The following is a 13,146-nucleotide window of genomic DNA, read 5'->3' as shown; positions in this document are numbered from 1 at the left end:
AGTATGGACCAGATCAATTATACACAGAAGATCGGACACTCTCGGTGGTGCTGTTCAGCTGGTAGTTTACATCCAGCGTGCCGCGGTAATAGGACCCGCTGCCGCCCGAAAAACTGGCCTGGTAGCTGTTGCCCAGATGCGGCGTCTTGGTCACGATATTGATCGCGCCACCCGTGGTGCCGTTACCGAATACTTCCGATGACGGCCCCTTGATGACCGAAACATGGTCGTAATAGAAGCTGTCGCGCGTATAGACGCCAAAATCACGCAGGCCGTTTTCATAAATATCGTTCTGGGCCGCGAAGCCACGGATCAGGAACTGGTCGCCCGCCATGCCGCCTTCGCCTTCACCCACCGACGCGGTGATGCCGGGCACGTTCTTCAGCGCTTCATCAAGGGATTTGACGTTCTGCTGCTGCATCAGCACCTGCGGCACCACGTTGACGTTCTGTGGCGTATGCATGGCGTCCTGTGGCATCCGGCTCAGCCCGATGGATTCATGCAGAACATTCATTGGTGACGCGGTGACGTGGGTCACGTCATGGGATGTATCGGCCGAATGGTTGTACAGATCCTGTTCCTGTGAACCTGTGCCCGGCGTGGTGGTCGTTCCGGTCTGCTTACTGCTGCTGGCGGTGGCGGGGGACGACGTGTCCTGTGTCGCCGCCTGCGCGCCCGTGGCGGCGCAGGCCAGCGCCATGGACGCGGTAAACAGGGAAAAAGGCCTGAGTTTCTGGCGAATGGTCTGGTTTGTCATATTGCAACAGCCTCTTAATTGCATGAAGGCTGCATATCTATTCTGATAATTATTCGCAATAAGCCGAAAGGCGGTTCATCACCTGGTGTCACCTAAATGCAACAAATTCGCATTATCATTTGCAGGCAGTGCATGGACAGATGCCCTGCATGTCCGGATGCAGGGTTCCTGCGCCAGTATGTGTGAAACGGGTCACAGGTTGGCGATGACCTTCAGCCCGACCAGGGCGGCATTGGGAATGTATTTCGTCTCCCCCGGGCGGATCATGTATTCGAATTCCGGCTGGACCAGTATGCCGGGCATGGCGTCAATGGCGTAATAGGCTTCTATGATGTGGGAGTCCGTCTGGGGCGCGCGCACGCTGCTGCCCAGTGAATAACCGGCTTCATACCGCAGGATCTGGCCTTCCTCCTTGCGATGGCTGACGTGGTACCATGAATACATGATGCCCAGCCGGTCCGTGACGCGCGATGGAAAGACACCAGCAAAGGACAGGCCGCCATAGGCTTCATCCGAAATCGAGGTCACATGCGGGGTGTTATGGATATAGCCCGCCATCAGGTAACCACCCGCCATCTGGTTACGGCCCCCCCGGCGATAGACCATCTGGTCGCCTTCAAACCAGAACATGTCCATCGGTGCCGAACGCTGCCGCTCCGCCGCCGGCTGCAGGGCCGCGGGCAGGCCAACGCCAATCTGGTCCGCATAGCGCGTGGTGTCATGCGCATAGCCCACCACGTAATGCCCGGGCAGGCGGTTGCGGGTCAGGAACGGCTGCCACGTGAATTCGACAGGCAGCATGAGGCCGGTCGCCTTCTCGCTGCCCCATGCCCAGCCGCTGGGGTTGTCGGTCAGGGCGCTGACCGAATACGCGCCGATCTGGATGGCGGTGTCGCGGGTGGGGCGCATACGGATGCGCGCCCCCCATGTCGCCTTCGGATAGACGCTGAAACCGGGGTCCAGTTTCAGCGCCACGGGCGCGGAACACGTCACCATGAATGAACACAGCAGGGGCGAGGTGGCGAAGACGTGCGTCAGCGCCATGCGGCCGAAGGTCACGTCCAGATGGTTGTCCAGCAGCTTCTTTTCGGCATAGAAATCCACCAGATGGGCCACCACGTTGCCCGACAGGCCATAGACTTCCTGCAGGTTGACGTAATATTCCCCCACGCGGTCATGGCTTACGGCGCGGCCCGCGCGTTCCATGACCAGGGTGTGGACCGACCACCCGGTTATCCCCGCCATTTTTTCCAGGTCAAAGTTCACCTGCGCGGTCAGTTCATGCACGTAGCTCATGCCACGCTGCACGCCGCCATTGATCACGCCCATCGCTTCGCCCTTGTAGGTAAAGGCAAAGCTGACACCATGGTCCAGCAGCTTTTTGCGCAGGGGGTTGATCTGCGGGATCAGGTGGCCGCTGCCTGCGGTGGGGACATAGTACGGGTCTTCCAGATCACTGTCATGCTGGGCGTCGATCCATTCGGGCAGCAGGCCGGACGGGCCTTCATGGTGGGTCAGGAGGGCATCCAGTTCAATCTTGTGGAACGCCTTGCTGTCGCCGGGGCTGCTGACGGGGGCGACGCTCATGGTCGCAAGGCCGGCAGACGGATAGACCGGCACGCCGCTGGGTGGAATGGGGGTGTTGGGTGGCCTGCGGATGGCCCCGGGCGTCGGGCCCAGGCGTTCGGCATCCATATTGAGGCTGATCTGCTGTTCCTGCGTTACACCGGCCGAAGGCATGACCGAAACCGCGCCATTGGTAACGAGTGAGGGAACAGGCGGCGTAGCAGCAGGAATCGCCTGCGCCATGGCCCGCACCGTGGGCAGCGCCATGGCGCCCACGGCCAGCAGCCACCTGCATGCATGAGGGAACGGAGTGCGGCCATGCCGGTCAGGCATATGGCGGTTCTGTCGTGTCATCTGTCGATTTTCTCGTGGCCGGGCCGGATGGCGGGGCGTGAAAGCGCGGCAAGGATGCCTTGGGTGCGTGCCGCCGGGTCAGGGCGCGGGTGGACGCACGACGCAATCGGGAAAGCGGACAGATACGCGAAGGGACACGAACGGATGGGTCATGATTTTGGCAACCATTGTTTTTATTTTTGTGATGATCGATGCATATTTTAAAATTATCTAAATGTCAAACTCAGTGTAACTTTATTAATTTTGCATCGCACAAATTGTAATTTTATTACAAAAATCATTCTGCTTTCCGCCCTGCCGCCATCATGGTATCGCCCATGTCATGCCGTAGGGCAGGCCGGGAATGGGAGAATGGGGTGACGGCGCTTGTTCTGATGGTGGCGGGACTGGTGGCCGGTGCGGTCGTGGGCGGGTATGCGGTATATCTTGTCACGTCTTCTTCCGGCACCTGGCGCCGACTGCCTTATTATCCCGTCCGTTCCCTGGCGGACCCCGTGGCTGGCGGGGATGAAGACACGGTTACGGTTGACGAACTGCCGGTCGCCCTGGTGGTGCTGTCGCGTGGGGGGCGGCTGCTGCATGCGGGCGCGCGCGCGCAGGCCGAGTTTGCCGAAGGGCTGGGCACCCTGATCCGCCATCCCGCCATGCAGCGCGCCGTGGCCGAACTGCAGCCCGGTAGCATCCGTGAGGTCCGGATCGAAGCCGATGTGCCGGTGCGCCGGGTGGTACAGGGCTTTGCAAGGGCAGCAGGGTCATGGCACGGCCACCCCGCCTGCGTGGTGGTGCTGCTGGATGCCACGGCGCATGACGCGCTGGATCGCGCCCGTAGCGATTTTGTCGCCCATGCCAGCCATGAACTGCGCACGCCGCTTGCCGCCCTGATCGGTTTTATTGAAACATTGCAGGGGCCTGCTGCGAACGATGCCGTCGCACGGCAGAAGTTCCTGGGCATCATGGCCCGGCAGGCCGCGCGGATGCAGCGCCTGATCGACCGGCTGCTGTACCTGTCGCGCGTGCAGATGCTTGAACACCAGCGCCCGCAGGGACAGGTGGTGCTGTCTGACCTGTTTGCCCGTCTGAATGACGAACTTCAGGGTAAACCGGCGGAAGACCGCGCCGCCGTCATCATCCATCCCGCGCCTGCGGGCACGGTGCGGGGCGATGCGGACCAGATCCTGCAGGTCCTTGTCAATCTATGTGAAAATGCCCTGCGCTATGGCCGTCCGGCCCCGCCTGCTGTGGCGCGCATCGACATCGGGGCGCACTGGCTGGAGGGGGGCGGGCTTGCAATTTCGGTGCGTGACAACGGGCCGGGCATCGAAGCGCGGCACCTGCCGCGCCTGACCGAACGGTTTTACCGTGTGTCCCAATCCGTCGGGCGCGGCGGGGCGGATCAGGGGACGGGACTGGGGCTTGCCATTGTCCGGCATATCCTTGATCGCCATGGTGGGCGTCTGGATATCGCCAGCACGCCGGGACAGGGGACGTGCTTTACGGTCTGGCTGCCCTGAGTGCGGGATGCCGCGTGTTTTCCTGCTTGACGGAAAATGGCCGTCCATGCTGTTGTTCGGGGGCGAGTAGAAGCGGTCGGGATTTTTTCCTGGGCATTGCTCCACACCAATCTGTTCCTGATTCGTGGGCCGCTGACGTGCAAGACATTTTACATGACAGGCTGTTTTCCATTGCCGTCCGGCCATGCCGGACCGTGCTGGCCGCGCCGTGTCCCGTCTGCCTTGCGTGCCCGGCAGGATATACCTTCTGACCGGAGAAGACCGCATGTCGACCTCATCCCCCGCCCTGCACGGCAGTGCGCAGTCCGAACTGAACCGTGAAGCCCGCATTGGCGGCCACGGCACCTGTGTCGCCCGTGACATTCCACAGATTGACCTGTCAGATTATGACAGCCGCAAATCCGTGATTACGGACGCGCTATGGGATGCCGCGACGCAGGTCGGCTTTTTTCAGGTCATCAATCATGGCATTGACCCGGCGGACGTGGATGCCGCCTTTGCTGCCGCGGGCCGGTTCTTTGACCTGCCAATGGATGAAAAGACGCATTACGCCCGCCGTCCGGGGTCCAATGTGGGTTGGGAATACCGTGCGCAGGTCCGCCCGTCCACCGGGACACCGGATAACAAGGAATCCTACCAGATCACCCTGTCACAGATGGGCAGTGACATATGGCCCGACGAAAGTGTCTTGCCCGGTTTTCAGGCCCGCATGCGGCGTTTCGAACACCAGAACTGGGAACTGGGGATGAAAATCCTGTCGTGTTTTGCCCTCCGGCTGGGGTTCGATGCGGATTTCTTCACCCACAACCATGATCCCGCATCCGCCGGGTACCAGAGTACCCTGCGCCTGATCCATTACATGAGCATGGAAAACGCGAAAGACGAGGATTTTGAATTCTGGCGTGCCGGCGCCCATTCCGACTTCGACTGCCTGACCCTGCTGCACCAGCGACCGGGGCAGGGAGGGTTGCAGGTCTGTCCCGGCAAGGATGCGGATACGACACTGGCATGGACGGACGTGCCGCCTGTGGCTGGCGCGGTGACGTGCAATATCGGTGACATGCTGATGCGCTGGAGCGACGACCGCCTGAAATCCACCCTGCACCGGGTGCGCATGCCCCGGCGCGATGAATATCTGGGTCCACGCCTGTCATTGCCGTTTTTCTGTCAGGCCAACCGCGATGCGGTCATTCAGGGGCCGCAGAAGAAATACGCACCGATTACCGCCCGCGACTATCTGGATGAACGCATTCGCGCCAATTACGGCAGCCGCACATAAAATGCTGTGCGGGACAAGGCTTGCCGGAAACGTCTTATGAACGCCCGATGTTTCCGGGCTGCCCCCGGGAGACAGTGGTCACGTCCCGAAATAGTTCTGGCGTAGTTCACGCCGCACGAAGTCCAGGAAGAACCGCGTGCGTGAAGGCAGGTGCGCACGGGAGGGATAGACGGCATACAGCGTCACGTCCTCCCATGCGTAGGTGCTGAGACATTCGATCAGCCGGCCGCATTTCAGGTCATCGGCAATATCCCACAGTACCTTCAGCGCGATGCCGCGTCCGCTGACCGCCCAGTCATGCACGACCTCGCTGCTGGATGTGGCAAGGCGGGGGGTGACATGAATTTCCTTGCGCACCTTTCCATCCAGATAGGCCCATTCATTGAATATGCGCTGGCGGCGGATCAGGCAGATGCAGTCATGTTTCAGCAGGTCATGCGGTGTTGCAGGCAGTCCCTTGCGCGCACTGTATTCCGGTGACGCGCAGACAACGCGGCGGCTGTTGATCAGGCTGGTGGTCATGACTTCCTGATCCGACGGCATGCCGGGCCGGATGGCAATGTCCAGTCCGTCATCAATCACATCCAGCCCCGCGTCCGACAGGGTCAGGTGCACGGTGACATCGGGGTACTGCCCCACAAAGGCGGCCACGACACCGGCCAGCAGTTTCCGCCCGATTTCCGACGGCACGCCCACCCGCAGCAGCCCATGCGGGATACCGGCGCGCGCGGTCAGTTCGGCCTCGGCTTCCTCCACTTCCTGCATGATCCTGACTGCGTGTTCGTGCAGGCGCTGGCCTTCCGCCGTCAGGGCGAAATGGCGCGACGTGCGCGTGACCAGCCGCGTGCCCAGACGGAATTCCATGGCGCTCAGGCGGCGGCTCATGGCGGCGGATGACATGCCCATGGCGCGTGCGCATCCGGCAATGCTGCCCGCTGCGGTCAGGATGCAGAAAAACTTCAGGTCACTGATTTCATCCGACATGTGACATTCCATGATTGCGTCTGACGTACGGTTGGCGTGCAGCCGCATGCCCTACACGAAGATGTGCAGATCCGTATTCTGCGCACCCTTCCACTGTTATCGCAATATCGGGTTCTTATGTCGGATACAGTACGATCCATGTCTCATACTTCCCTCAAAACGGCTTTGTCCGGCAGGGAACTTCTGGATTGTCCAGTTCTGAACAAGGGAAATGCATTCGACAGACGTGAACGTGACCTGTTCGGGCTGCATGGCCTGTTGCCCGCGCGTGTCGCCACGCTGGAAGAACAGGTCGACCTTGCCCGTGCGCGGCTGGCGGCGCTGCCGGACAATTTTTCGCGACATATTGCGCTGCGTGAAATCCAGGATCGCAACGAAACGCTTTTCTACGCCATCATTGATCAGGCGCTGGAGGCGTGGCTGCCCATCATCTATACCCCCGCGATTGGCCGGGCATGCCGGGAATTCAGCCATATCTGGACCCGTCCGCGTGGCCTGTTCCTGACATATGCGGATCGTGGCCGCATTGCCGAGATCCTGTCCGATCCGCAATGGGACGGGGTACGCGTGATCGTGGCCAGTGACGGCGGCAGCATTCTGGGCATTGGCGACCAGGGGGCCAATGGCATGGGCATCCCGATTGGCAAGCTGTCGCTCTATACCGCCTGTGGCGGTCTGGACCCGGCCCGTGCGCTGCCTGTCCTGCTGGATGTCGGCACCGATAACACGACCCTGCTGGAAGATCCTGAATATATAGGCTGGCGGCACGAACGCGTGCGCGGGACGGATTATGATGCGTTCATTGCGGAATTCGTGGCTGCCGTGAATGCGCGCTGGCCCAATATCGCCCTGCATTGGGAAGACCTGTCGGGTGCGGACGCGCTGCGCATCCTGCGCCGTTATCGCGACGGAATGTGCACCTATAACGATGATATCCAGGGCACGGCAGGGGTGACGGCGGGCGCGCTGCTGGCCGCGATCCGCGCTGGCGCGGCCCCGTTGTCCGACCAGCGGATCGTCATTTTCGGTGCAGGTGGCGCCGGGTGCGGCATTGCCGACCTGCTGGCGCAGATGATGGTGGCGGATGGCATGACGCCCGATGAGGCAAACCGCCGCTTCTTCATGGTCGATATTGACGGACTTGTGCGTGACGGCATGGATGGGGTGACCGAAGGCCAGCGCCCCTTCGTGCAGCCTGCCGATATTGCGGCAACATGGAATGTGGCCGATCCCGCCCATGTCACGCTGGCCGAGGTCATGGAAAATGTCCATCCCACCATGCTGATCGGGACATCGGGGCAGGGCGGCGCCTTTACCCGTGACATCGTGGCCCCCATGGTGCGGCAGTCCGTGCGTCCGGTCATTTTCGCCCTGTCCAACCCCACCGCCAATATCGAGGCAACGCCCGCCGACCTGCTGGACTGGACGGAGGGACGCGCAATCATCGGGACCGGCGGCCCGTTCGCGCCGGTGGACCATGACGGACGCAGCCGTCCGGTGGACCAGATCAACAATTCCTATGTCTTTCCCGGCGTCGGCCTTGCGGTGGTGGCTGGCGGCATTACGCGCATGACGGATGGCATGTTCCTTGCTGCCGCCCACGCGCTGGCGGGGCTTTCGCCCGCCGCCGGGGCCGATGACCGGACAACGGCGCCCCTGCTGCCCCCCGTGTCCGAACTGCGCACCGTGGCCATGGCCGTGGCGCGGGCCGTCATCCGGCAGGGGCAGGTGGAAGGTGTTGCCCCGCAGGCATCGCCTGAAACGCTTGAGGCTGCGTTGAAGGATGCTGTCTGGACCGCGTGCTATCGCCCGTATGAAAAGGCGCAGATCTCCCGATAGGGCCGCTGCGGCGATTTCCATGGGCAAACGGCTTCGATAAGGCGAAGTAATAACGTGTCCGCCATGCCATGACGGGCAGGATCAGATGAATATTTCCCGCTTTATGCCCGGGCCGACCGTGCGCTGGCCTGTGGGTGGGGACATGCTGCGCTGGCTGTTCTGTCCCACGCCGCAGGCGGTGGCGTTCGCGCTGCGCAATACCATTGCTTCCATCGTGGCGCTGGCCATTGCGCTGTGGATGGAACTGGACAGCCCGCAATGGGCGGTCGCCACCGTATGGTCGGTGGCCCAGGTGCGCCGGGGCGAAAGCATGTCCAAGGCGCGGTGGCGTATCGTGGGCACGCTGGCTGGCGCCATTGCTGCGGTGGTGTTCATTGCCGCCTTTCCGCAGCAGTCATGGCTGTTCTTTCCCGCCGTGGCGACATGGATCGGGCTGTGCAGTTTTCTGGCGACGTTCTGCCTGAACTTCCGTTCCTATGCGTTCGTGCTGTCGGGCTATACCTGTTCGATCATTGCGGTGGCGGCGGCATCCGAACCGGATAACGTCTTTTTCATCGGGATTTCACGCGCCACCTATATTGTCCTTGGCGTGGTGTGCGAGGCGGGAATGGCCATGCTGTTCACCATCGGCCTGCCCACCCGTGCGCGGGCGACAATGGTGGCGCAGGTGGAAAACGTGCTGCACCGCCTGGCGGTGCTGCTGCGTGAAATCGTGCTGCATGACCGCGATACGCTGGTCCATGCCGGTGAATTTTCGGACATGGTGGTGTCGGTCCATCAGGGGCTGGAATTTCCGGCCATAGAAATGGGGCGGCAGGTGCATGCGGGCGACCATGCCCGCGCTGTCCTGGCGGAGGTCTCGATCCTTGTAACCCGTCTTGTCGGACTGTCCGGCGGAGCAGAGCGGGCCGTGCTGGCGGATGACGGGGTGCTGGCGGATACGCGGGGGCAACTGCTGCATTTATGCGACCGTCTTGCGGCCTGTCGGCTGAAATCCGGCGCGCTGGATGCCGTGTACGATCAGGTCGTGCATTTGCGCGCCCTGTTTGCGCGGCGTTCGGCGCATGGCAGGCAGGAAATGGACCGCATTACCCACGGCGTCCTTGCGGCGACGATGGTGGATCTGGAAACGGCGCTGGACCACTGCCATGCCATTTTCAGCCCGCCGCCCCATGACCGCTTCCGGTTTCATCTGGGGGGGCATCGGGATATCCGGCTGGCGTTTTATAACGGGTTGCGCGGGGCGGCGGCCATCATGCTGGCGGCTTTTGTATATGAATGCACGGCATGGCCCGGTGGTATGGGGTTCATTGCCATTACCACGCTGGTCTGCGGTCTGTTCGCCACACGTGAAAACCCCGTCGTGGGCACGACGCGCTTCCTGTCGGGGGCCGTGTGGTCAGCCATTGCGGCGGGCAGCCTTGATTTATGGATACTGCCTTACCTGACGGATTATGAGGAATTTGCCTTCGTGCTGGGCATATTCCTGTTCGTGGGCGGGCTTGCCAAATGTAACCGGGGCACGGCGGGGGCGGCTGCGGCATACGGGCTGCTGATGCCCAACCTGCTCATGCCCGGAAACCAGAGCCGGGTGGATGAAGTCACGTTCCTGAACGCCGCCTTCCATACCGTGCTGGCAGTGGGGCTGAGCGTGCTGGTGTTCCGGCTGGTCCTGCCATTCCGTGCGCGTGATGAACGGCTGCGCTTTGGCATGCATATACGTGGTGAACTGCGGCGGCTGTGTCTTGTCCCCCTGCCGCCGTCGCCCCAGTGGTGGATTGGCACCAGCGTGGACCGTATCGGGCGCATGGTGCGCCATGCCACGCAGGAAAAGGATACCACTGCTGTGGCCGGTATCCGGCTTATGCTCATGTTTTCGTCCGTAGGCCTGAATATCCTGCTGCTGCGCCAGCTCAAGCGCCAGCGGCGCGATACGGTGTCGGACGTGATTACCGCGCTGCTGCGCGCGCTGGTGCGTTATCGGCCCGTCAGCCCCCGTGGCATTGCCGTGGTCCGGGCCACGCGCAGGCGGCTGGCCCGCATGGAAAAGGCCGATCCCGGCAATGGCAGGTTGCTGGAAGTCCTGGCCTGTCTTGACGGGATCAGCCGCACGGCCACGGCCTGTGTTGCCGCCATGGCGGCGGGGGTGGAATAATTCCTGTTATATCAGGAAACTGATAATGGGAAAAAGCGTCACAAAACCCTTCTTTTGTTTGTTCAGCCCTTCTTCCGGCGCGGCTGGGGCAGGGGATAACGGCTTTCCCATCCACCACCCAGTGCACGATACAGATGGGTGACGGAAGTCGAGACCGCGACATCAGCCTCGATCAGGCGCGATTGCGTATCCAGCAGCCGGTCCTGCATGTCCAGCACGTTCAGGAACGCGGCTGAACCTTCGGTATACTGACGCTGTGCGGTGCGCACGGCAATCTGGTTCTGGTCCACGGCGGCAGCCAGCCGGTCGCGCTGGTTCTGGGCCGATGACAGGTCGGCCATCGCGTCATCGATTTCCTGCCATGCCTTGAGCATCGTGCGCTGCAGCATGATCGCGGCTTCCTTCTGCTGCGCCTTACGCAGGCGAAGCTGCCCCGTCAGCCGTCCACCCTCGAATATGGGAAAGGTCGCGGTCGGGCCGAAACCGTACTGGCGCGATGCCCAGCTTCCCAGCCCGCTGAACTGCAGCGCCTGCACGTCCAGACTGCCCGACAGGGTCACGCGCGGGAAGAAATCGGCAATGGCGACGCCAATACTGGCGGTGGCGGCATGCAGTCGTTCCTCCGCCATCAGGATGTCAGGCCTGCGTTCCGCCAGTTGGGAGGGCAGGCCCGCCGGAATGTCACGTGGTACGGGCGGCACGCCACCCCCCGGCCCAAGGCTCCGGGTCAGTGCGCCGGGTTCGCGCGCGACCAGAAAGCTCAGGGCGTTGAGCAGATGTGCCTCCTGATCCTGCAGGACCGGCAGGCGGGAGCGGAATTCCTCGTACTGGCCCGCAGCATCGGCCATGTCCATGCGCGTCGCTGCCCCTTCGTTCAGGCGGCGCGTGGTCAGGTGCAGCGTGTGGCTGGCCAGGTCGATGTTCTGCCGGACAATGGCCATGCGCGCCTGCACGCCGCGCAGGTCAAGGTAGTCCTGCGCCGTTTCCGCCATAAGCGAGACCAGAAGCCCGCGACGCATGTCCTCGGTCGCGTGCATGGCGGCGGTGGCGGCTTCGACCTGACGGCGCACATGCCCCCACAGGTCCACCTCCCATGACGCATTCATGCCATACTGGGGCAGGTTGAAGGACGGGTTGCCGATTGATCCGGGCAAGGCCGTGGGGCCGAAGCCCTGCGTGCCGCTGGCGATCGTGCCGGCACCCTGCTGTTCCATGGTGCCCAGCAGGCCCAGCACGCCATTGGTGCTGGCGCGTTCGCGGGCGTAGGACGCATTGGCTTCGGCATGGGGAAACTGTGCCGCGCTTGCAATACGACGTTCGGCCATGCTCTGGGCGAAGCGCCACGACGCGGCCTTCAGGTCAAGGTTGTCCTGCGCCACCTGTGCTTCCAGCGCGGTCAGGGTGGCGTCATTGAAAATGGTCCACCACTGCGCGCCGATCGTGGCGTCAGTGACGTGGCTTTCGGCGGGCGGCAGGCTGTCATGCCATGCCGCAGGCGCGGGCTGGGGCCTGTGGCGGTAACCGGGGCCGACCGTGCAGCCTGTGGCAAGCAGCGCGGTCATGGCGCAGGCCAGCAGCGCCCGTATGCGGCGGGGGGGCTGCATGGTGGCGTTACTGCCAGGCATAGCGGGCCTCCGTCGCGTGGGGGCCGTCCGGCGGGGTAACGGTATCGATACGTGCTTCGACCGACATGCCGACGCGGACCAGTCCCGCCAGATTCTGTCCGGGGTCGAATACCAGCTTGACGGGAATGCGCTGCACGACCTTGGTAAAGTTGCCGGTGGCGTTGTCCGGCTGGATCGGGGCAAAGGCGACGCCGGTGGCGGGCGCCAGACTGTCCACATGGGCATGCAGCGGATGGCCGGGGAAAGTATCGACCCATATCGTGGCGCGCTGCCCGGTGCGGACATGGGTCAGCTGTGTTTCCTGAAAATTGGCCAGAACGTAGGCCGCCTGCGTCGGCACCACCGCCAGCAGGGCCGTGCCCGCATGGACATAGGCGCCCACGCGCACGCCACGTTCGCCCACCACGCCTTCGACCGGGGCGGGAATGGTGCAGTAGGACAGGTTCAGCGCCGCCGTATGTTCGCGCCCGCGTGCCTGTTCCAGCGCACCCTGCGCATGCAGCAGGCGTGCGCGAAGGACCGCGACCTGATCGGTTTCGGCTTCGACCGCCGCGTTGTCATGGTCAAGGCGGGCCTGCGCTTCAAGCAGGCGGGCGGCGCTGTCCTGATTCTGTTCCAGCGTGCCCGACCCGTCGGCCGCCAGATTGTGGTACCGCCGCGCATTCTGCTGTGCAAAGACAAGCTGCGCCTGATCCGCGCTGACGCTGGCGCGGGCCTGCGCGATCAGGGCCGACTGGCGCACCAGTTCGGCTTCAAGGTTCGCCACGTCCCCCTGTGCTGCCTCGCGTTCACCCGTGGCGGTTTCCAGGGCGGCGCGGTAGTCCTCGTCCTCGATATGGGCCAGCTCCTCGCCGGGGTGGACGGCTTCGTTATCCTGCGCGATCACGCGGTCGATGCGGCCGGGCACCTTGGGCGCCACGGTGGTGAAATCCGCCGTGACATAGGCGTCGTTGGTATATTCGCTGGTGCCGTTGCCCGATACCAGCCGGTCGGCGGTCCAGGCGGCCGCAAGCAGGACAACGACCGTGGCGCCTGCGAGGATGATGGGTTTCTTGTGGGGCATTGTTTCGGACCCG

General features: G+C 62.9%; 8 protein-coding genes and 1 pseudogene. 4 read left to right on the top strand and 5 right to left on the bottom strand.

Going from position 1 to position 13,146, the window contains the following annotated elements; genetic code table 11:
• Window positions 1-46: 46 nt before the first annotated feature.
• Together B7449_RS03265 and B7449_RS03260 are read right to left on the bottom strand one after the other, a co-directional pair.
• Window positions 47-757: pseudogene (locus B7449_RS03265) on the bottom strand (TonB-dependent receptor plug domain-containing protein); the annotation flags it as partial.
• Between the two features lie 192 nt (window positions 758-949).
• Window positions 950-2,677, bottom strand: a complete 1,728-nt coding sequence (locus B7449_RS03260) for a carbohydrate porin (RefSeq protein ID WP_039736283.1) — start codon at window positions 2,675-2,677, stop codon at window positions 950-952.
• A 317-nt stretch (window positions 2,678-2,994) separates the two neighbouring features.
• Between B7449_RS03260 and B7449_RS03255 the strand changes: the two genes are divergently transcribed.
• The gene (locus B7449_RS03255; RefSeq protein ID WP_048883220.1) at window positions 2,995-4,188 is read left to right on the top strand and encodes a sensor histidine kinase; all 1,194 of its coding nucleotides are present in this window, start codon (window positions 2,995-2,997) and stop codon (window positions 4,186-4,188) included.
• Window positions 4,189-4,453: 265 nt separating this feature from the next.
• Window positions 4,454-5,467, top strand: a complete 1,014-nt coding sequence (locus tag B7449_RS03250) for an isopenicillin N synthase family dioxygenase (protein WP_039736285.1) — start codon at window positions 4,454-4,456, stop codon at window positions 5,465-5,467.
• A gap of 78 nt (window positions 5,468-5,545) precedes the next feature.
• On the opposite strand, the gene B7449_RS03245 is transcribed toward B7449_RS03250, so the two are convergent.
• Window positions 5,546-6,451: a LysR family transcriptional regulator gene (locus B7449_RS03245; RefSeq protein ID WP_039736286.1), complete on the bottom strand. Its 906-nt coding sequence runs from the start codon at window positions 6,449-6,451 to the stop codon at window positions 5,546-5,548.
• A 117-nt stretch (window positions 6,452-6,568) separates the two neighbouring features.
• Here B7449_RS03245 and B7449_RS03240 point away from each other — a divergent pair, with 117 nt between their 5' ends.
• Window positions 6,569-8,290 carry an NAD-dependent malic enzyme gene (locus B7449_RS03240; RefSeq protein WP_048883219.1) on the top strand — a complete coding sequence of 574 codons (1,722 nt, stop codon included), beginning with the start codon at window positions 6,569-6,571 and terminating at the stop codon, window positions 8,288-8,290.
• A gap of 85 nt (window positions 8,291-8,375) precedes the next feature.
• Complete coding sequence (locus B7449_RS03235) at window positions 8,376-10,445, top strand: FUSC family protein (RefSeq protein WP_039736009.1); 2,070 nt, start codon at window positions 8,376-8,378, stop codon at window positions 10,443-10,445.
• A 62-nt stretch (window positions 10,446-10,507) separates the two neighbouring features.
• Here B7449_RS03235 and B7449_RS03230 read toward each other — a convergent pair whose 3' ends face one another.
• Together B7449_RS03230 and B7449_RS03225 are read right to left on the bottom strand one after the other, a co-directional pair.
• On the bottom strand, window positions 10,508-12,070 hold the full coding sequence (locus B7449_RS03230; RefSeq protein ID WP_235721199.1) for an efflux transporter outer membrane subunit: 1,563 nt from the start codon (window positions 12,068-12,070) through the stop codon (window positions 10,508-10,510).
• Window positions 12,057-13,133, bottom strand: coding sequence for an HlyD family secretion protein (locus B7449_RS03225; RefSeq protein ID WP_039736103.1), 1,077 nt, complete (start codon window positions 13,131-13,133; stop codon window positions 12,057-12,059). The genes B7449_RS03230 and B7449_RS03225 overlap by 14 nt, the downstream gene beginning before the upstream one ends.
• Between the last annotated feature and the right edge of the window lie 13 nt (window positions 13,134-13,146).

The organism is Komagataeibacter intermedius TF2, from assembly GCF_000964425.1.
Lineage (GTDB): Bacteria > Pseudomonadota > Alphaproteobacteria > Acetobacterales > Acetobacteraceae > Komagataeibacter > Komagataeibacter intermedius.
Note: the sequence above shows the minus strand (reverse complement) of the source record. Positions and strands in the feature narration are given on the sequence as shown.

Excerpts from the sequence above, each read along its gene's own strand:
- B7449_RS03260 (WP_039736283.1), bottom strand. The coding sequence starts at position 2,677 with ATGACACGACAGAACCGCCATATGCCTGACCGGCATGGCCGCACTCCG.
- B7449_RS03255 (WP_048883220.1), top strand. The coding sequence starts at position 2,995 with ATGTCATGCCGTAGGGCAGGCCGGGAATGGGAGAATGGGGTGACGGCG.
- B7449_RS03250 (WP_039736285.1), top strand. The coding sequence starts at position 4,454 with ATGTCGACCTCATCCCCCGCCCTGCACGGCAGTGCGCAGTCCGAACTG.
- B7449_RS03245 (WP_039736286.1), bottom strand. The coding sequence starts at position 6,451 with ATGTCGGATGAAATCAGTGACCTGAAGTTTTTCTGCATCCTGACCGCA.
- B7449_RS03240 (WP_048883219.1), top strand. The coding sequence starts at position 6,569 with ATGTCGGATACAGTACGATCCATGTCTCATACTTCCCTCAAAACGGCT.
- B7449_RS03235 (WP_039736009.1), top strand. The coding sequence starts at position 8,376 with ATGAATATTTCCCGCTTTATGCCCGGGCCGACCGTGCGCTGGCCTGTG.
- B7449_RS03230 (WP_235721199.1), bottom strand. The coding sequence starts at position 12,070 with ATGCCTGGCAGTAACGCCACCATGCAGCCCCCCCGCCGCATACGGGCG.
- B7449_RS03225 (WP_039736103.1), bottom strand. The coding sequence starts at position 13,133 with ATGCCCCACAAGAAACCCATCATCCTCGCAGGCGCCACGGTCGTTGTC.